Origin of the sequence: Hymenobacter sp. ISL-91 (assembly GCF_018613725.1) — a bacterium.
Classification (GTDB): Bacteria; Bacteroidota; Bacteroidia; order Cytophagales; family Hymenobacteraceae; genus Hymenobacter.
Genome location: NZ_JAGGPS010000026.1, coordinates 145,309 through 164,514 on the forward strand (window position 1 = coordinate 145,309; position 19,206 = coordinate 164,514).

The 19,206-nt window shown below is 59.9% G+C and carries 19 protein-coding genes; 9 read left to right on the forward strand and 10 right to left on the reverse strand.

The window, feature by feature from the left end; translation table 11 throughout:
- Positions 1–78 precede the first annotated feature (78 nt).
- The 5 genes from J7E24_RS11100 to J7E24_RS11120 all read right to left on the reverse strand — a co-directional run bounded on the left by J7E24_RS11100 (position 79) and on the right by J7E24_RS11120 (position 5,727).
- Positions 79–711 carry an ABC transporter ATP-binding protein gene (locus J7E24_RS11100; RefSeq protein ID WP_215138094.1) on the reverse strand — a complete coding sequence of 211 codons (633 nt, stop codon included), beginning with the start codon at positions 709–711 and terminating at the stop codon, positions 79–81.
- A gap of 177 nt (positions 712–888) precedes the next feature.
- Positions 889–1,689, reverse strand: a complete 801-nt coding sequence (gene lpxA / locus J7E24_RS11105; RefSeq protein WP_116939958.1) for an acyl-ACP--UDP-N-acetylglucosamine O-acyltransferase — start codon at positions 1,687–1,689, stop codon at positions 889–891.
- 96 nt (positions 1,690–1,785) lie between these two features.
- Positions 1,786–3,177 (reverse strand): bifunctional UDP-3-O-[3-hydroxymyristoyl] N-acetylglucosamine deacetylase/3-hydroxyacyl-ACP dehydratase, encoded by a 1,392-nt coding sequence (locus tag J7E24_RS11110; RefSeq protein WP_215138096.1) that lies wholly within the window; start codon positions 3,175–3,177, stop codon positions 1,786–1,788.
- A 104-nt stretch (positions 3,178–3,281) separates the two neighbouring features.
- Entirely contained in the window at positions 3,282–4,322 is a 1,041-nt protein-coding gene (gene lpxD / locus J7E24_RS11115; protein WP_215138098.1) for a UDP-3-O-(3-hydroxymyristoyl)glucosamine N-acyltransferase, read from the reverse strand.
- 175 nt (positions 4,323–4,497) lie between these two features.
- Positions 4,498–5,727: an HD domain-containing protein gene (locus tag J7E24_RS11120; RefSeq protein WP_215138100.1), complete on the reverse strand. Its 1,230-nt coding sequence runs from the start codon at positions 5,725–5,727 to the stop codon at positions 4,498–4,500.
- Between the two features lie 343 nt (positions 5,728–6,070).
- On the opposite strand from J7E24_RS11120, the gene J7E24_RS11125 reads away from it, so the two are divergent.
- On the forward strand, positions 6,071–7,633 hold the full coding sequence (locus J7E24_RS11125) for a PglZ domain-containing protein (protein WP_215138102.1): 1,563 nt from the start codon (positions 6,071–6,073) through the stop codon (positions 7,631–7,633).
- Positions 7,634–7,746: 113 nt separating this feature from the next.
- Here J7E24_RS11125 and J7E24_RS11130 read toward each other — a convergent pair whose 3' ends face one another.
- Both J7E24_RS11130 and J7E24_RS11135 read right to left on the reverse strand, forming a co-directional pair.
- Positions 7,747–8,082: a TonB-dependent receptor plug domain-containing protein gene (locus J7E24_RS11130; protein ID WP_215138104.1), complete on the reverse strand. Its 336-nt coding sequence runs from the start codon at positions 8,080–8,082 to the stop codon at positions 7,747–7,749.
- 472 nt (positions 8,083–8,554) lie between these two features.
- A complete protein-coding gene (locus J7E24_RS11135; protein WP_251047151.1) occupies positions 8,555–9,811 on the reverse strand; it encodes a pyridoxal phosphate-dependent aminotransferase in 1,257 nt (418 codons plus the stop codon).
- A gap of 217 nt (positions 9,812–10,028) precedes the next feature.
- Here J7E24_RS11135 and tsaE point away from each other — a divergent pair, with 217 nt between their 5' ends.
- The 3 genes from tsaE to J7E24_RS11150 all read left to right on the forward strand — a co-directional run bounded on the left by tsaE (position 10,029) and on the right by J7E24_RS11150 (position 12,447).
- Entirely contained in the window at positions 10,029–10,457 is a 429-nt protein-coding gene (gene tsaE / locus J7E24_RS11140; protein ID WP_215138111.1) for a tRNA (adenosine(37)-N6)-threonylcarbamoyltransferase complex ATPase subunit type 1 TsaE, read from the forward strand.
- A 102-nt stretch (positions 10,458–10,559) separates the two neighbouring features.
- Positions 10,560–11,795 carry an alanine dehydrogenase gene (locus J7E24_RS11145; RefSeq protein ID WP_215138113.1) on the forward strand — a complete coding sequence of 412 codons (1,236 nt, stop codon included), beginning with the start codon at positions 10,560–10,562 and terminating at the stop codon, positions 11,793–11,795.
- Between the two features lie 106 nt (positions 11,796–11,901).
- Entirely contained in the window at positions 11,902–12,447 is a 546-nt protein-coding gene (locus J7E24_RS11150) for a hypothetical protein (RefSeq protein WP_215138115.1), read from the forward strand.
- 38 nt (positions 12,448–12,485) lie between these two features.
- On the opposite strand, the gene J7E24_RS11155 is transcribed toward J7E24_RS11150, so the two are convergent.
- Positions 12,486–12,890 carry a sugar 3,4-ketoisomerase gene (locus J7E24_RS11155; protein ID WP_215138117.1) on the reverse strand — a complete coding sequence of 135 codons (405 nt, stop codon included), beginning with the start codon at positions 12,888–12,890 and terminating at the stop codon, positions 12,486–12,488.
- Positions 12,891–13,092: 202 nt separating this feature from the next.
- Positions 13,093–14,013 (reverse strand): flavin reductase family protein, encoded by a 921-nt coding sequence (locus J7E24_RS11160; protein ID WP_215138118.1) that lies wholly within the window; start codon positions 14,011–14,013, stop codon positions 13,093–13,095.
- 138 nt (positions 14,014–14,151) lie between these two features.
- Between J7E24_RS11160 and J7E24_RS11165 the strand changes: the two genes are divergently transcribed.
- The 4 genes from J7E24_RS11165 (at position 14,152) to J7E24_RS11180 (ending at position 17,997) form a co-directional block, all read left to right on the forward strand.
- A complete protein-coding gene (locus J7E24_RS11165; protein ID WP_251047152.1) occupies positions 14,152–15,231 on the forward strand; it encodes an SPFH domain-containing protein in 1,080 nt (359 codons plus the stop codon).
- Positions 15,228–16,154: an NAD(+)/NADH kinase gene (locus J7E24_RS11170; protein WP_215138120.1), complete on the forward strand. Its 927-nt coding sequence runs from the start codon at positions 15,228–15,230 to the stop codon at positions 16,152–16,154. Before J7E24_RS11165 ends, J7E24_RS11170 begins: the two co-directional genes overlap by 4 nt.
- 58 nt (positions 16,155–16,212) lie before the next feature.
- Positions 16,213–17,142, forward strand: coding sequence for a M28 family peptidase (locus J7E24_RS11175; RefSeq protein ID WP_215138122.1), 930 nt, complete (start codon positions 16,213–16,215; stop codon positions 17,140–17,142).
- Positions 17,143–17,205: 63 nt separating this feature from the next.
- Entirely contained in the window at positions 17,206–17,997 is a 792-nt protein-coding gene (locus J7E24_RS11180) for a DUF2490 domain-containing protein (protein ID WP_215138124.1), read from the forward strand.
- Between the two features lie 12 nt (positions 17,998–18,009).
- Here J7E24_RS11180 and J7E24_RS11185 read toward each other — a convergent pair whose 3' ends face one another.
- On the reverse strand, positions 18,010–18,585 hold the full coding sequence (locus J7E24_RS11185) for a hypothetical protein (protein WP_215138126.1): 576 nt from the start codon (positions 18,583–18,585) through the stop codon (positions 18,010–18,012).
- Between the two features lie 96 nt (positions 18,586–18,681).
- Here J7E24_RS11185 and J7E24_RS11190 point away from each other — a divergent pair, with 96 nt between their 5' ends.
- The gene (locus J7E24_RS11190; RefSeq protein WP_176909312.1) at positions 18,682–19,104 is read left to right on the forward strand and encodes a terminase gpP N-terminus-related DNA-binding protein; all 423 of its coding nucleotides are present in this window, start codon (positions 18,682–18,684) and stop codon (positions 19,102–19,104) included.
- The last annotated feature ends 102 nt before the right edge of the window (positions 19,105–19,206 follow it).

Sequence of the window (19,206 nt, forward strand, 5' to 3'; positions counted from 1 at the left end):
TGGGTTGAGCAGCAAAGATACGCGACGAAATCTTCTCAGGTTCCGCGCTGTCTGCCGGATTGGGCTGCAAAAAGCCGCTTAACGGGCCGCCTGAGCCCCAAAATCGGTAATCAGTAGCTGCTCGTTGCAAAAGTCGTACTCCTCGGGCACGTTGCTTGAAACCAACACCGTACGGCCGGGCAGCGTAGCCGCAACATGTTCGCGGTACCAAGCCACGCCGGCCCGGTCGAGGTTGGTGGTGGGCTCATCCAGTAGCAGCAGCGGGGCGTCGGCGTACAGGGCCAGGGCCAGCTTGAGGCGCTGCTTCATACCGCTCGAAAAGTCCCGGATCAGCTTGTGGCGCGACTTTTCGAGATACATCAGGCTCACCAGCTCCTCGGCCGACATACCCGGCCGCAGGGGTTTGAAGCGGGTGTGAAACCGGATTAACTCAGTCAAAGTCAGCTCTTCAATCAGCTCCAGGTAGGGTGCGGCGTAGGCCAGGCGTTGCGGCACATCCTCCACGGCTAGCTTCCGGTCGTTTTCCTGGTATTCAAGGGTGCCGTGAGTAGGCAGCAGCTGGCCCGAAAGTGTGTTGAGCAGCGTGCTTTTGCCGGCCCCGTTCGGCCCCAGAATGGCCGTGGCCGAACCCGTGGCAAACGTGTGGCTCAGCCCCCGGAAAATCCACTCCCGCGCAAACCGCTTGCTCAATCCGGTAGCCGTAATCTGCATCTATGAGGAACTTGGGGTGGTTGGGGTCCGGGAGACTGAGGTGCCGAGGCGACGAAACCACCTGTCATCCTGAGCTTGCGAAGGACCTTATTACGCTTGAATAGGTCGTTGTTGCGTGAAGGTCCTTCGCAAGCTCAGGATGACAGCCTCTCCACTATGTTCTTAATTCCCCAACATCTACTCGCCGCCGCCGTTCGAGCCGCGGCCATAGCCTTTGATAACGCCCCGGCCCGAGTTGCGGATAAAGTTTACTACCTCATCGCGCTCGGGTGAGGGGGCCAGTTCCAGCTCAATCTGGTCGAGGGCGGCGGCATTGTTGAGGCCGCTCATAAACAGCAGGCGGTAAAGCTGCTGGATTTCCGAAATCTTCTGATCCGAAAAGCCCCGGCGGCGCAGCCCGATGCTGTTGATGCCGGCGTAACTCAGTGGCTCGCGGCCTGCCTTTACGAAGGGCGGCACATCTTTGCGAATCAGCGAGCCGCCCGAAATCATGGCGTGCTGACCTACGCGTACAAACTGGTGGATGGCCGACGAGCCCCCGATGATGGCGTAATCACCGATTTCGACGTGCCCGGCGACCTGCACGGTGTTGGCCAGAATACAGTTGTCGCCGATAACGCAGTCGTGGGCCACGTGCACGTAGGCCATCAGCAGGCAGTTGCTGCCAATCACGGTTTTCAGCCGGTCTACGGTACCGCGGTTCACCGTCACGCACTCCCGGATTACGGTGTTGTCGCCGATATGCACGGTGGTTCTTTCACCGGCAAATTTCAAATCCTGGGGCTGGGCGGCAATAACGGCGCCCGGAAAAATGCGGCAGTTTTTGCCAATCCGGGCCCCGGCCATAATGGTAACGTTGGGGCCAATCCAGGTGCCTTCCCCGATTTCCACGTCCTTGTCAATGGTCGTAAATGGCTCCACTACCACGTTCTGGGCAATGATGGCCTCGGGGTGAATATAGGCGAGCGGCTGGGTCATTCTTTTTGAAATTATGAATTATGAATTTTTAATTATGAATTGGTAGAACAGTCCGAAGCGGAAAATTCAAAATTCAAAATTTATAATTCATAATTATTATTGTTTTTTCACAATGCTGGCCGACATTTCGGCTTCCATCACCACTTTGCCATTTACGTAGGCCTTACCGCTCATCTTGGCAATGCCCCGCTTGATGGGCGCCGTCAGCTCGCACTTAAAGATGAGCGTATCGCCGGGCTTCACCATGCGGCGGAAGCGGCAGTTTTCGATGCCCAGGAAATACGTCCAGTAATTTTCGGGGTCGGGCACCGTGTTGAGCACCAGAATGCCGCCGGTCTGGGCCATGGCCTCAATCTGCAGTACACCCGGCATCACGGGGTTGCCGGGGAAGTGGCCGGTGAAGAACTGCTCATTGAAGGTCACGTTCTTGACGCCCGTTACCGTGGTGGCATCGAGGTGAATGATCTTGTCGATCAGCAGGAACGGGTAGCGGTGGGGCAGGGTGGCGGCAATCTGGTTGATGTCCATCACCGGCTCGCGGCTCGGGTCGTAGGTCGGGATGGGGCTGGTATGGGCCTCCATCATCTTCTTTTTGATGCGCTTGGCAAAGGCCACGTTGGCCGCGTGCCCGGGGCGGGCGGCCAGAATCTGGCCCTTCAGCGGCCGACCCACCAAAGCCAGGTCGCCCACCAGATCGAGCAGCTTGTGACGGGCGGGCTCGTTTTTGTAGCGCAAGTCCACATTGTTGAGGATGCCTTCCTTCTTAACTGCCACCTTGGGCTTGCCCAGCATGGTGGCCAGCTCGTTCAGCTCGTTGTCGCTCACCACACGGTCGACGACCACAATGGCATTGCTCAGGTCGCCGCCCTTAATGAGGTTGGATTTGTAGAGCGCCTCCAGCTCGTGCAGAAAGCAGAACGTGCGCGACGAGCCGATTTCGGCGGCAAACTGGCTGATATCGGTGAGCGAGGCGTGCTGGGAGCCCAGCACCGGCGAATTGTAGTCCACCATCACCGTGAGGCGGTAATCGTTAAGGGGCAGGGCGGCAATTTCCACCGAGCGGGCATTGTCTACGTAGCGGATTTCGCTTGGAATCTCGTAGTAGTTGCGCAGCGCGTTCTGCTCCTCGAAGCCGGCTTCCTGCAGCGGCTTGATGAACTCGAAGCTGGAGCCATCCATGATGGGCGGCTCGGGGCCGTCGAGCTGAATGAGCACGTTGTCAATCTGCAAGCCCACGAGGGCCGCCAGTGTGTGCTCCACGGTGTTCACGCGGGCCCCGTTCTGCTCAATGGTTGTGCCCCGGCTCAGGTCTACCACATTGTCCACGTCGGCATCCACGATGGGCTGGCCGGGCAAATCGATGCGCTGAAACTTGTAGCCGTGGTTGACGGGAGCCGGGCAAAACGTCATCGTGGCCACCACTCCCGTATGCAGCCCAATCCCGCTAACGGTAACGGGGGCCTTAATCGTGTGTTGCTTGTCGTTCATCTGTTGAGTTGTCAGTTGTCAGTTGCGAGTTGTCAGGGCAGGCGTTTAGTAGAAACGGCCTGACAACTGGCAACTCGCAACTGACAACTCAGAGGTCTGCAAAGTTAGCGCTTTTCCGGCGGCTGGGCCTGCTGTTCGAGCAGGCGCAGCCGGCGCTCCAGTTCAGGTAGGTGCCGAAAAATGGCGTTTGAGCGCAGGCTGTCGCGTAGCACGAAGGCGGGCGAACCCTGTAGCAGTACACCTTCCTGCTTGATGGATTTGCCTACGCCCGACTGGGCCGTAACGGTGGTGCGGTTGGCCAGGGTGAGGTGGCCGGCCAGGCCCACCTGCCCCGCCAGCACGCAGAAATCACCGATTTTGGTGGAGCCCGACACGCCCGACTGCGAGGCAACTACTGTGTGGCGGCCGACTTCCACGTTGTGGGCCAGCTGCACGAGGTTGTCGATTTTAGCCCCTTCGCGGATAACGGTGGAACCCAACGTGGCGCAGTCCACGGTGGCGTTGGCCCCGATGCTCACATTGTCTTCGAGCACTACGTTGCCGATTTGCGGAATAGTGCGGTAGGAGCCATCGGGCTGGGGGGCAAAGCCGAAGCCATCGGAGCCGATGACGGCCCCGGCATGCACCACGCAACGCTGGCCGATGACGGTTTCGGCGTAGATTTTAGCCCCGGCATACAGAATGGTGCCGTCGCCGATTTTCACCCGGTCGCCGATAAAAACGTGCGGAAAAATCACCACACCTTCGCCAATCTCGCAGTTTTCGCCGATGTAGGAAAAAGCCCCACGGTAGTGGTCGGGCCCGATGCGGGCGCTGGCGGCCATGTAGGCCGGCTCCTCGACGCCGCGCTTGCCGGTGCGGCTGGCCTGCTGGTAGAACTCCAGCAGGGCCGTGAAGCTGGTATAAGGGTCGTCGACGCGGATGAGAGCGGCGGAAACGGGCTTTTTGAGCTCCAGCGTGCGGCTCACAATTACCACTGTAGCCTGGGTGGTATAGAGGTGGGGTTCGTACTTGAGGTTCGACAAAAACGAGAGCGAGCCGGCCTGGGCTTCCTCAATTTTGGCCAACCGGTTGACGGGCTGGCTGGCGTCGCCCTCCACGGAGCCCTGCAGTACTTCGGCTATCTGACCTACGGTGAATTCCATGAGGGCAAAAGTAGGAAGCAGTTATTAGTTGTCAGTTGTCGGGGGAGAACTGTGAGAAGGACGGTCATGCTGAGCGCAGCATGATGGCCTTTCATTAGCCCGAGCTACGGAGGTCGATGTAGGGGCGNNGCCCCTACATCGACCTCCACAGTTTGGATTAATCATTAACCACCAATCACAAAATCTCCTTGGGGTAGCAGATGTAGTGTTTTTCAACGCGCTGGCTCAGGGCTTTGATGTTGGGCAGGTCGGAGGCCTCGGCGGCGTTTACCACTTGGCCGCGCTTGGTGAGCACTTCGATGGAGTCGCGGCCGTCGGCGTCGTAGGCATTGTTGCTGATGCGGCCGGTTAGCATTAGCTGGGCCGCGTCGGCGGGGGGCAGCTCGAAGTGGGCGGCAATCAGCTCGATGATGCCGAGCTGGAATTCCTCGTCGAAAGGCTCGGTCTGGAGCGTGATTTTGAACAGGTGGCGGTCGAGCAGGCTTTGGGCCAGGTAGCGCAATACCGTGTCGGGGTGGTCGGCCCAGAGCTTCACGGCGCCCCACACGTCGGTATCATCCAGGCGGGCGAAACGGCGCAGAATGGTGTCGTCGGTTTCGAACTGCTCCTGCGTAACGTTGCGGGTCAGGAAGAACTGCAGGTTGGGCGAGGCAGGCACTTCGGTGCCGCCGCGCGCCAGGTCGCGGGCCCGCTGCATGATGCGAATCACCATCTGCTCGGCGCTGGTTACGGTTTTGTGCAGGTACACCTGCCAGTACATCAGCCGCCGGCTCACCAGAAAGTTCTCGATGCTGTACACGGCCTTTTCCTCCAGCACCAGCCGCTCATCTACCACGGTCAGCATTTTAATGAGGCGGTCGGCGCCGGGGCGTCCCTCCTGCACACCGGTATAAAACGAGTCGCGGTTGAGGTAGTCGAGCCGGTCCATATCGAGCTGGCTGCTGACGAGCTGATGGAAGAATGGCCGCTCGTAGGTGCCCTTAAAGATGGCAATAGCCAGCTCCAGCGCCCCATTGAACTCGGTGTTGAGCTTACGCATCAGGTGCAGGCTCACGGCCTCGTGGTGCACATCATGAAAAATGCTGCGCTCCAGCGCGTGCGAGAGGGGGCCGTGGCCAATGTCGTGCAACAGAATGGCGGCCATGGCCGCCTCTCCCTCAGCGGCCGAAATTTTCACGCCTTTGTCTTTAAGCGTGCGCAGAGCCAGCGACATGAGGTGCATGGCGCCCAGCGCGTGATGAAAGCGCGTGTGCAACGCCCCCGGATACACGAACATCGTCAGGCCCAACTGTTGAATCCGGCGTAAGCGCTGGAAGTATGTGTGCTCAATCAGGTCGAAGAGCAGCTCCGTCGGGATAGTGACGAAGCCATATACGGGGTCGTTGAAAATCTTCTTTTTGTTCATCGGGAACTCGGGAAAGCGGCGGGTTTTCAGGTGGTTGTGCAGGGCTTACATGCCGAGCTGCAAAACATGCCGGGGGGCTCGGTTGTATAGCTGCGAAGACTCAAGCCACTGATTTTTGGTTTCTTTACGGCGGAGCTGACCTTAAAATAGCGTCAGCGCGAAAAAAATAGAACAACCTAAAGGCAAGGATTGGGAGTAAAGCTACTTATGAAACCGCCGCCGCAACTTTTGCCGGCAGCCCGACATCTTTAAACTGCCCGGCCGGCGCTACGCTCCGGCCAAGGCAGTTTTCTTCGCGCCGGACAGCCGTCCGGGCTTTCTTGTGCAACTCTCAACCCGCCATATGCAATACAGTATCCTCTGGGCCGATGATGAAATCGACCTGCTTAAGCCGCACATCCTCTTCCTGAAAGAAAAGGGCTACGACGTAACCGCCGTGAACTCCGGCACCGATGCGGTGGAGGAAATCCAGGAGAAAACCTACGACATCGTGTTCCTGGACGAGAACATGCCCGGCCTGACGGGCCTCGAAACGCTCACCGAAATCAAGGCCCTGCGCCCTACGGTGCCGGTGGTGATGATTACCAAGAGCGAGGAAGAGCACATTATGGAGGAAGCCATCGGCGCCAAAATTGCCGACTACCTCATCAAGCCCGTCAACCCGAACCAGATTCTGCTGTCGGTGAAGCGCGTGCTCGACAACAAGCGCCTCGTAAGCGAGAAAACCAACTCGGGCTACCAGCGCGACTTCCGCCAGTTGGGCATGCAGCTCGGCGACCGGCTCAGCCCAAGCGAGTGGGCCGATGTGTACAAGAAACTGGTGTACTGGGAGTTGGAAATCAATGAAACCGAGGGCAAAAGCATGGCCGAGGTCTTCAACATGCAGAAGGACGAGGCCAACACGTACTTTGGCCGCTTCATCCAGGAGAACTACGAGGACTGGCTGCACGGCGACGCCGACGCGCCCCTGATGTCGCACCAGCTGTTCAAGGAGCGCGTGTTTCCGCTGCTCAAGGAAACCGGCGACACGCCCGTGTACTTCATGCTCATCGACAACCTGCGCTACGACCAGTGGAAGGTGCTGGAGCCGATTATTGCGGAGATGTTCACCGTCGACCAGGAAGAAACCTACTACAGCATTCTGCCCACCACCACGGCCTACGCCCGCAACGCCATCTTCTCGGGCATGATGCCGGGCGAAATCCAGAAGAAATACCCCAACCTGTGGGTGTGGGACGACGACGAGGACGGCAAGAACCTGCACGAGGCCGAGTTCATGGAAATCATGTTCCAGAAGGCCAACCAGAAGCACAAGTTCAGCTATAACAAGGTAACCAACCTGCAGGCCGGCAAGGATTTGCTGGGCAAAATGGCCAACCTGCACAACAACTTCAAGCTCAACGTTATCGTCTACAACTTCGTGGACATGCTCAGCCACGCCCGCACCGACATGGCCATGATTCGGGAGCTGGCCGCCGACGAATCGGCCTACCGGAGCCTGACCAAGTCGTGGTTCCTGCACTCGCCGCTGTACGAGATGTTCCAGCAGATTGCCGAGCGCAAGGGCAAGGTTGTCATCACTACCGACCACGGCACGATTCGCGTCAAGCGCCCCTACAAAATCGTGGGCGACCGGAACACCAACACCAACCTGCGCTACAAGCACGGCAAAAACCTGGGCTTCGACGACAGCAAGGACGTGTACACGGTGCGCAAGCCCGACAACATCTTCCTGCCCCGCGAAAACGTGAGCACCGCCTACGTGTTCACGGTCGGCGACTTCTTCTTCGCCTACCCCAACAACTACAACTACTACGTGAACTACTACAAGGACACGTTCCAGCACGGCGGCATCTCCCTGGAGGAGTGCATCATCCCGTACGTAACGCTGAGCCCGAAAGGGTAGGCTTTTTTGACCTATTAGCTTATAGCTGCTGGCTGTTAGCTGACGTTCAGGTTAGCGTAGTTGAAACGAGAAGGGCCGCCAGTTATGGCGGCCTTTCTCTGCTTTGCGGAAACCTACTTGAGGTTAATGCCAGGTTTCAACGTGATTAAAACAACACCATTTTCAGCCAAATCCCCATATTGCTGAATAGCAGCCGTTCCCTTTATAACTCTCACAGAATCAATCTGGTCTGGATTGAGTTGGGAGATGAGTAAGCTATCCGCAGCTAAGCCGTTGATAACATACAGGGGCCTAGATTTCAGCTTTACTGGGCCACAGTAGATACGTATGCCAGTTGCTGTATCAGGCTTTATGGGTGATGTGATGTTCACCTTACCAATGAGCGTATTCTGGGCGCTGGCGGTGAAGCCCAGCAACAGCAATGGGAGTGGTAGGAAACGACCTGTCATAATGTGGTAATCAAATGATTAACGGCCGGTTTTGACGGGCTTAGTGGTAATCATAATCATCCCGTTTCTTACCCGTGGTCCGAAAGATGCAGCTGCCGCCTGAGGCTTTATAATGCTGACGGATTCAATCTGGTCAGGGCTGATAGTAGATAAGGCGCTGCTGTCCACTATCTGCCCATTAACAACATACATCGGGTTTGGCTTCATGCTCAACGCCTCAGTGTAAAGTGGGCTAGTAGTAGGCTTGCTGAGCCCGAGGTGGGGTGCGATAGTCGGGGCGGTCTGGGCGCTGGCGGCAAAGCCCAGTAGCAGCAGCGGAAGTAGCAGAAAGCGGATCATGACTTAGTTACGCTGTATAGTTAAGGGAAAATAGGTTGACAGCCTGTGGCTATGTGTGTCAATGACTGGCATATAAGTGGTTATGCGAGCAAACGTGTGCAGGCGCGGAAAAGTTGCCAGCCAGTACAGCCACCTACCGCAACGCTTCCAGCGCCGTCCGCAGCCGGGGCAACGCCGCCCCAATAGACTCGGCCGAGGCCCCGCCCACCGACATCCGGAACCACGGCGCGGTGCCGTCGTTTCCGAAAGCGCTGAACGGCACCAGCGCCAGCTTCGCCTCGCTGATGAGGTAGGAAGTGATTTGCTGGGTGGTGTCGAGGCGCTGGCCGGCGGGTGTGCTACGGCCCAGCACGTCGAGCTTGGCGGTGAGGTAGATGGCGCCCTGCGGTACCAGCGAATCGACGGGCAGGCCGTCTGCCTTCATCGTTTGCAGGCCCTCATGCAGCAGGTCCAGGCTGCGCTGGATTTTCTGCTTGAAGCCGACCATGTAAGTGTCCACGGCCTCCGTTTGGGGCAGATACTCGCCCACGGCCACCTGTTCGGCCTTAGGTGCCCAGGCGCCCACGTGGCCCAAAATAGCCTTCATCTTGTCGATTACCTTGCCGGGGCCGAAAGCGTAGCCGACCCGCACGCCGGTGGCGGCCAGGCACTTCGAGATTCCGTCGATGTAAATGGTGTAGTCGCGCAGGGCGGGACGCAGGCTAACTGGGTCGTAGTGTTCGGTGGTGCCGAAAGTCAGGAGCCAGTAAATCTGGTCGTAGAGCAGGTAGAGCGGCTTTTCGTCGGGGCCTCGGCGCTGGTTTTCGGCCAGCACCAAGTCGCAGATGGTTTCCAGGTCTTCGCGGCTGAAAACGGTTCCTGTCGGGTTGAGCGGGGAGCACAGGGCCAGCAGCGTAGCGCCGGCCAGGTGCGGCGCCAATTCGGCGGCGGTGGGCATGAAGTTGTTTTCGGCCCGCGTGGGCACCATTACCGGCTCGGCGCCCGAGAGGTGGCAGTAGTGGTTGTTGTTCCAGCTTGGCACCGGAAACACCACCCGGTCGCCGGCATCCACCAGGGCCAGGTAGGTGGCGTAGATGAGGGGCCTGGAGCCGCCGGCCACCAGAAAATCGGCCGCCGGGTACTCCAGCCCCAGCCGGTTAGCGGTGAAGGCTGCAGCCGCTTCGCGCAGGCCGGCCATACCGTTGGCGGGCGGGTAGTTCGTCTGCCCGGCCTGGTAGGCGGCAATAATTCCGTCCTTCAGCTCGGCCGGAATTGGGTACTCGGCCGGGTCGAAGTCGCCGATGGTGAGGTTGCAGATTTGCTCGCCCCGGCGAATCATATCATTCACCTCGTTGCCGATTTTGATGATTTCGGAGCCAATCAGGCCCGCGGCCATTTGCGAAACGTGCATGGTTGTGGAAGAGTTAAGGGAAAGGAAGGTGAATAGGCTGTCATTCTGAGCGGAGCGAAGAATCTCGCGGGCAATAGTAACCCTGTCGTTGGAGTACTGTGGCCCGCGAGCTTCTTCGCGCTGCTCAGAATGACAGTTTGGGTGCCATTGCAAGCAGCCTAAAAGTACGCAACCGCTGCGGTTTGAGCCGCCGCCCGGCCGGTGTACCTTTGCCACCATGCGCACGATTTCCATTCCTAGCCTCGCCGACCTGCCTGCCGCCGCCGCCCAGGTGCGGGCCGCCCTTGGGGGCCACACCATCCTCTGCTTCGAAGGCGAAATGGGGGCCGGCAAAACCACCTTTATCAAGGCGTTGTGCCGCGAGCTGGGCGTGGTCGATGAAGTCAGCAGCCCCACTTTTGCGCTCGTAAATGAGTACCGCACGGCCGCCAACGCGCCCGTGTATCACTTCGACTTCTACCGCCTCGATGAGCCTGCCGAAGCCGAGCAAATCGGGGCCTCCGAGTACTTCGATTCTAGTTATCTTTGCCTGATTGAGTGGCCCGGCCGCGTACAGCCCCTGCTGCCCGACCACCGCCTCACCCTCACGCTCACCGTCACCGGACCCTCATCGAGGGAATTAGTAATTGATACTTATGGATTTTGAATTTTGAATTAAGAATTGTCTTCGGCCAGTGGATGCCGGGCGGCACGTTAGCAAAAGGCACTAATTCAAAATTCAAAATCTACAATTCATAATTCAAAAAAGATGCCCCAAGCAGTACCCTCCGGCTTCGAGTCGCTGGCCGCCAGCCGCGCCTATTTCACCCAGGAATCGATGCTGGCCGTGGAAACGCGCAAGCGGAAACTGTTTATCGGGCTGCCCCGCGAAACCTCTCTGCAGGAAAACCGCATTTGCCTCACGCCCGAGGCCGTGAAGCACCTGGTGGAGGGCGGCCACGAGATTCTGCTCGAAAGCGGCGCCGGCGAGCCCAGCCGCTACTCCGACCACGACTATTCGGAGGCCGGGGCCACCATCGCCTACTCGCAAAAGGAGGTGTTCGAGGCCGATATCATCCTGAAAGTGGCTCCTGCCACTTACGAGGAAATGGAATACCTGCGGGCGGGCCAGACGCTGATTTCGGCCCTGCAATTCGGCACGCTCACCGCCGACTACGTCACGGCCCTGCTGCGCAAGAAAATCAATGCCATCAGTTTCGAGCTGATAAAGGACCCGAGCGGGGCGCGGCCGGTGGTGCGGGCCATGTCGGAAATTGCCGGCTCGACGGTGATGCTGGTGGCCGCCGAGTACCTGGCGGCCCGGGGCGGCGACGAGGGCAAGGGCATCATTCTGGGCGGTATTACCGGCGTGCCGCCTTCGCAGGTACTTATACTGGGGGCCGGTACAGTGGCCGAGTATTCGGCCCGGGCTGCTATTGGGCTGGGGGCCGAGGTGAAAGTATTTGATAACCACTTATATAAGCTGCGGCGCCTCAAGCAGAACCTGGGCCAGCCCCAGCTCTACACCAGCACCCTCGATACGTTTGCCCTCAACCAGCAAATCCGCCGCGCCGATGTGGTAATTGGCGCTTTGAACCCCGAGGAGGGTCGCATTCCGTTTATGGTTTCCGAGGAAGCCATTTCGCAGATGTCGCCCGGCTCGGTGCTGATTGACGTGAGCATTGACCAGGGCGGCTGCTTTGAAACCAGCGAGCTTACCAGCCACGCCAAGCCCGTTTTCCGCAAGTACGACGTTATTCATTACTGCGTGCCCAACATTGCCTCGCGGGTGCCGCGCACGGCGACCAACGCGCTGAGCAATATTTTTACGCCCATTCTGCAGGAAATCAGCCAGCACGGCGGCGTGAATGAGGTGCTGTTTACCAACGAGCATTTCCGCTCCGGCGTGTACGCCTACAAAGGCTCGCTCACCAACGCCAGCATCGCGCGCCGCTTTAATATGCGCTACAAGGAGCTGGCCCTGATGATTGCCGTGCGCAACTAGGACCACAGAGTAGCGCGGAGTTGTAGCGGATTATACGGATTTTGTAGCCGGCTGCAACGGTTGGGCGCGCGGTGGGCTCTGTGGTTATATCACTTGTTATTCCGCTATGCATAAGCTGACTACTTTTCTCGTCGCGGGCCTGCTGCTGGCCACGGCCACAGCCCCGCGGGCCTGGGGCCAGTCGTTGCCGTTAGGCGCCGACACAGTTGCCGCGCCGGCGGCTGTTCTTCCCAGCCTCAGTACGCTGCGCTACGACCGTACCGATACGCTGCGGGCCGTGCAACATCTGTTCATGCGGCGCTCCAAGGCCGTGCGGAGCTGGTTGGAAGGGGGCACAGCCATTATGGCTACCGGTGCAGTAAAGAAGACGATAGTGGCTACGAGTAGTAAAAAGGAACGCCAGGAACACAGCGCCCACTATCATGACTTGGAGCAAAGTGCCAACCAAGACCTACTGGTTGGCGGTATGATGACGGGCTATGGCATATTCCTCAATGCCCGGTTCGGACCCAGGCAGTACCAGCGCGTGGTGGCGGCCTACCAGGAAGGCCAGCCGCTGCCGCCCTATCTCAACCGTAAGCTGAAGACCAAGTATTTCCGGCTGTTGCCGCTGGGCAACCGCCAGGAGCGGGCCCAGGCCGTACGCTGGTAAGTGGCGGCGGCCAATAGCGCGTGTATAGCTTGGCTGGCTTATTTCCCGCTCACGAGCCGCGCAAAGTCATCGTAGTTGCGGATGTAATCGGCCTCATCGTACTCCTGCGAAGCCAGGCACATAAGCACTGCGCCGGGGCCGAACCGGATTTCGCGCCAGCATAACGGCGGCACATACAGGCCCTGGGTCGGTTGGTCGAGGCGGAAGGTATGGCGCTGGCGGTCGGGCGTTTCTATTAGCAGCTCAATGGTGCCATGCACGGCGACAATCAGCTGTTCCAGCTCGTGGTGGGCGTGGTTGCCGGCCACTTTGGTGATGGGTACGCCGGCCGTCCAGTACACGCGCTGCACGGCAAACGGCAAGTGCCCGCCTTCCGCAATAATCAGGTGGCCCATGTCAGCAGAGCCGGTGGCAGGAAAATCGAGCAGGTGCGGAAGCGGCATGAGAGGCAGAAAGGGGAGAAGCGCGGCCGGTTCTGGCAGCCAGTTTTTGTAAGTCGCAAAGAAACGAATAGCAGCGGTAGCTTGGCGCGAGAACGTCATGCAGAGCGCAGCGAAGCATCTCGCGTGCTGACGTTGGATTACTGCTGCAACGTCAGCACGCGAGATGCTTCGCTGCGCTCTGCATGACGTTCATCCCTAATCCCTAATCCCTAATCGACCCGGCCAGCAGTAGCGCTTTCCAGGCATCGAGCAAACGCCCCTCTTCCAGTAGTTTCTGGCCCAGCAGCACCAGCTCGTGGCGCTGGCGGGTGGGGTCGGTGGGATGCTGGCCGAGGGTGTAGCTCACAATAGGCTCGTGGCGGAAGGCAGCCGCTTCTTCGGCAGTTGGCATAGATTGGGCCTCAATGTTGGCCAGGCGGCCCAGGTTGTTGCCGGTGAGCACCTCAGAGTTGCGGATGAACTCGGGCAGCTGGTCGATGCCGATGCCCAGGTTGCGGTTGGGTTTGGGTACCTCGAACAGGCTGCTGCCCGAAGCCCGGCAGTACCAGTCGCCGCCGAGGCGGGCAATTGCGTCGAGCCGGAACGGGTCGATGCCATTTCCGGAAGGCAGCACAATATCCTCGCGGAAATGGGCCATCACCACCCGGCAGATGATAAGGTTGCCGGCCCCGTTGTTCTGGCCCAACTCAATCACCTGCTCCACTACGCACTCGAAAGCGGCCGGGGCCTCGGCCACACGGGGCGGCCGCACTTTCTGGCTGGGCAGCTCCGTGAAACCGGCCTTTACGAACTCGTTTACCCCTTTACCATACTCGGTGCTGGCCAGCGACATCTGCTCGACCATGGCGTAGTCGCAGATGTGGACGACGACTTCGGGCACCTCGCGCACGTTTTGCAGCGTGTGTTTCTGGGAGTTGTCGCGGACGCGGTTGGCAGGCGAGAACACCAGAATGGGCGGGTTCGAGCCAAAGCAGTTGAAGAAGCTGTAGGGGCTCAGGTTCACGCTGCCATCGGCTGCAATGGTGCTGGCGAAGGCTACCGGGCGCGGGGCAATGGCACCTACCATAAAGGGGTGCAGCTCGGCGGGTGTAAGTTGGGCGGGGTCGATGGTGCGGAAGGACATGGGGCGAAGGTCGGAATAGTCGGGCGGAAATCCGCTGGGGGCGTTTTGGTCGCCGCACGACGCTCTGGCCCACTGCTGAAAACTAGTTCAGTTCAACCTAAAAGCTATACTTTTAGCCCGCACTTTCAGCCTGCCTTTATGTTCGGAATCAACCACATCAAGTTCGATTCGATGACCTATGTCATCCATTACCAGAACGGCCGCGTGCGCAAGGAGGGGCGGGGGCTATCATTCTACTATTTCGGTCCGAACAGCTCTATCGTGGCCATTCCGATGGGCAGTAATGACCTGCCATTCATTTTCAATGAAACCACCGCCGACTACCAGACCGTTTCCATTCAGGGGCAGATAACGTACAAGGCCGGCGACCCGCGCCAGCTGGCCGAGCAGCTCGACTTCACGGTGGATAACCGGGGTGTTTACAAGAAGAACGAGCTGGAGAAGCTGCACCAGCGCATCATCAACGAGGCCCAAACCGCTACCTCGACCTTCGTGCAGCGCCTGGGCCTGAAGGACGTGATGCGCTCGGCGAAGGCAGTGGAGGTGAACATCGGGGAGGGGCTGGCGGCCTCCACGGCTATTCGGCTGCTGGGTATTGAGGTGCTGGCCGTGAACGTGCTGGCCGTGCGGGCCACGCCCGAAATGGGCCGGGCGCTGGAAACCGAAACCCGCGAGAAAATTCAGCAGGAAGCCGACCAGGCCATTTTTGAGCGCCGCAACTTTGCCGTGGAGCAGGAGCGCCGAATTCGGGAAAGCGAGCTGAACACCGAAATTGCGGTGGAGGAAAAAAACAAGCAGATTGCCGAGAAGCAGATGGAGGGCGAGATGCAGCGGGCTACCAGCACCCGGCAGCTGCGCGAGATGCAGGTGCAGGCCGATATTGCGGTGGAAGAGCAGCGCCAGCGCCTGATTGAGCAGGCCGCGGCCAACCAGCGCACCGAGGCCGAAACCCAGGGCTACGTGCTCGAAACCACGCTCAAGCCCTACAAGGAGATGGACTGGAAGCTGCTGGTGGCCCTCAACAACAACCCCGACCCCCGTTTCAATATTGCCCTGGCTTTCCGGGAGCTGGCCGAAAACGCGGGCAAAATCGGCAACCTCAACATCTCGCCCGACTTGCTCGACTCGCTGCTGCAAAACCCGTCGCCCCTGCACCCCGGGCAGCCCGATGTGCGTTCCGAAAGCCGTTCCAGTAACCGCCCCGATACTCGCCGATGAGCCAGCGCGACTACGCCATTCTGGTGCGCGGAAAAACCCGGCTGGAGCTGCTGGTGGAGCGGTTTAATACGCTGGGGCAGGCCCGGTTTTACATCGAAAGCGGGGGCGGCGAGTTTGCGGAGTACGAGGCCGAGAACGAGCGGTTTCAGGAGTCGTTTTCGCTGGTGCAGCGGCAGCTGTCGGCCCTGATGAAGAACAAAATCGTGGAACGGAGCTTTCTGCCCGCGTTTCTGTTCGACCCCCGGCAGCTGATAGTGGTAGTAGGCCCCGATGGGCTGGTGGCCAACACGGCCAAGTACGTGGGCAAGCTGCCCATTGTAGCCATTAACCCCGACCCGGCCCGCAACGACGGGGTGCTGCTGCCCTTCACGCTCCGCACCTTTGGGCCAGCCGTCGAGCGGGTGCTGGCCGGCAAGTTTTCGGTGCGCGAGGCCTCGCTGGCCGAAGTGCGCCTCCAGGACGGGCAGCGGCTGCTGGCCTTCAACGACCTGTTCATCGGGGCCGCCTCGCACGTGTCGGCCCGCTACCGCATCCGCTACGGGCAAACCACCGAAACGCATTCCTCGTCGGGCATTATCGTTTCCACGGCCTCGGGGGCTACGGGCTGGCTGAGCTCGGTGTTCAACATGAATGCCGGACTGATGGACTTTCTGGACCCCAATGAAGCTGCCGCGCCGCGCCCCGCGCTGGCTCCCGACGAGCTGCTGTTTGTGGTGCGCGAGGCTTTCCGGAGCCAGCGCACCCAGTGCGGCCTCACGGCGGGCGTGCTGAACGCGCAGGTGCCGCTGGTAGTCGAGTCGATGATGCCGGCCAACGGCGTTATCTTCTCCGATGGGGTGGAAAGCGACTTTCTGCACTTCAACGCCGGAGCTATTGCCACCATTGGTGTTGCGCCGGAAAAGGCCAATCTGGTGGTAGCGTGAGGGCCGGGTGCCCCCCTCACGCCGTTTTTGCTCGACTGCTATACTCATGCTACCAATTATGCCGAAAGCCCTGCTTCGCCAGCTAAGTCTGCTACTGCTCCTTGCCGGTCCGGCTTTGGGCCAGACTTCGGCCGACACGGCCCGGCTGCGCCGCCACCTGTTGGCCCTTACCACCACGCCCGAGCCGCGCAACTACCGGCACCTGGCCAGCCTCAATCAGGCCGCCGACTACATTGCCGCCGAGCTGGCCGCGGCCAGGGGCCGGCCCGGCGAGCAGGCTTACGAGGTACAGGGCCAAACCTACCGCAATGTGCTGGCCAGCTTTGGCCCCGAAACCAGCGCGCGCCTCATCATTGGGGCGCACTATGATGTATGCGGCGAGCAGCCGGGTGCCGACGATAATGGCACTGGCGTGGCGGCGCTGCTGGAGCTGGCGAGGCTGCTGGGCCAGCAACCGGCGCTGCCTTACCGCATAGATTTGGTAGCGTACACGCTGGAAGAACCGCCCTTTTTCCGGACCCCGCAAATGGGCAGCTACGTGCACGCCGCAGCCCTGCACGCGGCCGGCGTGGCAGTGCGCGGCATGGTAGCCCTGGAAATGCTGGGCTATTACGACGACCGGAAGGGTAGCCAGGACTACCCGCTGGGCCCGCTGAAATGGGTGTATGGCAGCCGGGGCAACTACGTAACGGTGGCCCAGAAATTCGGCAATGGCCGCTTCGGCCGGCAGTTTGCGCGGCGCTACCAAACGGCCGCCGCGCTGCCCGTGAAACGCTTTAAAGCTCCCGCGTGGCTGCCCGGCATCGACTTCTCCGACCACCTCAACTACTGGCAGTTCGGCTACCCGGCGGTGCTGCTCACTGATACGGCCTTCTACCGCAACAAGCACTACCACCAGCCTACCGACACACTGGCCCGCCTGGATATGCGTCGGCTGGGTTTGGCTGTGGAGGCGCTGCTGGCCGTGGTTTTGCAGCCGGACAGCTGAACCCCGCGCCCGCGCGTCCGTAGGCAAAGCCGGTTCTGCCTGCGCCAAGTGGGCTGCTTCGCCATGAGAACACGTTGCGTCCTGGTTCTGCTGTTGGTGCTGCTGAGCGGACTGGCTTACCATGCCCGGGCCCAGGGCCCCATACGCCTGCCCGATTACAATACGCTGGGCTGGGCCACCTATTCGGGTGACTTCCGCCTGGCCGACCAGTGGAGCCTGCACACCGAATACCAGCTGCGTCGGGTGGAGCTACTGGGCCGACAGCAGCAGCACCTGGCCCGCACCGGGCTGATGCGGCAACTGGGTGAGCGACTGGAAGTATCGGCTGGCTATACTTTTTTGCGCACCAGTTCCTACGGTCGCTACCCCAACGTAACCGGCCGCCCCCAGCCTGAGCATCGCATATACCAGGACGTAACCCTGACCGACGCGCTGGGCCGCCTGCACCTGGAGCACCGCTTGCGACTGGAGCAGCGCTGGATTGGCCAGCGGGCCGACGAGGGGCAGGGCCCGGTGGCCGGCTGGCAGTACCAGAACCGCGCCCGCTACCAGCTGCTGGCCCAGGTGCCGTTACAGGGCCCCACCCTCGGGGACCAGGAGTGGTATCTCAATGGCTTTGGAGAACTATTCATTGGTTTCGGCCGCAACGTGGGCCAGAACGTGTTCAACCAGAGCCGGCTATCGGCCGGACTGGGCTACCAATTCGGGCCTAACCTGCAACTGGAGCTTAACTATCTCAACCAAATCAGCCAGCATGGCAGTCCCGAGCCGGTTACGGGCCGGCCGGTGTTCGAGTACAACCGTGGCCTGCGCCTCAACGCCCAATTGGACGTAGACTTCCGCCGTTCGCGCTGATTGGCGGCTGTTTTACCGTCCCACCCACACCCAGCCGCGCGGCACTTCCAGGAAAGCACGGCCGTCGTCCAGCGTATGCAGCGTGTGCTCGCGACGCAGCAGTCGGGCCGGCCAACCGTTCGGGAAATCCTCGGCATCCAGCCATTCGTGCTGGCGGTGGGTGGTCCAGGTGAGTTGGTTGGCACCGGGCAGTTTCCCATACTCGGGGGGCAGGGGTGGGCCGGCCGGCACCGCCTCGCCAAAGGTGTTCTCGTACCACTCGATGCGGTTTTGGGTACCGACTACCACCTGGGACAGATAGGCAAAGTCGGGGTCGGCGAGCCAAACGGCGGCGTAAACCGGCTCGGTGAGCGGCGCGAGTTGCTGCTGCCAGTGCCGAAGCGTTTTCAGCAGGTAGGTTGCGCCCAGCTGCCGGACCGCCTGCGGTAGCGGGTGGCGGGCGTGCCGAAACCGGTGCAGCGGCCCGAGCCCAAGCTTGGCGTAATCGTAGTGATAACGCCGTAGGTGCGCCTCAGACAAATCGGGCAGCAGCGCGCACTCCTGTGCGATGAGCCGCAATCTGCGGTTGAATCCGCGCATTTTTTTCATGGAAGAAATGTACTGATAAAAGTAAATAGTTGCTCAACTGCTATATCTTTACTAAATAGCTATAGCTTTTAGCTGATTGCCCTTTACCCGTGGTTTATGTCACAGCTCCGCTGCCCCAAATGCGAATCGATGGAAGCCACCAAAAGCGGCATTGTGGGCGGCCGGCAGCGGTATAAGTGCCGGAACTGTGGCTACCACTACTCGGTGGCCAAGGCTGGCAAGGAAACCAACCCGTACTACGTTATCAAGGCCCTGCAGCTGTATGTGGAGGGCGTGAGCTACCGTGAGATTGAGCGGCTGCTAGGCGTAAGCCACGTGAGCGTGATGAACTGGGTGAAGAAGTATGGGGTAAAGGCCCCGCGACAAACCGACTACCACCCGACCTATAAAATACTCAATCAGAAGGAACTGGCCGAGTTTTTTCAAAATCCTGACAACATCAAAGGTTCAGGGATGATGATAACCGAGCTGGGCGATAAGTACATGTTGATTAAGTGGGAACGGTTCCGGCAGGCCTGAGACTATAGGCGTTTAGCGGAAGTATAGCCAGCATGTGGATTTGCGGGCGGAGATTTTTCTATTTAGGGACACCGGAGCGCAGCCGTTTAAGCCATGGCTTGC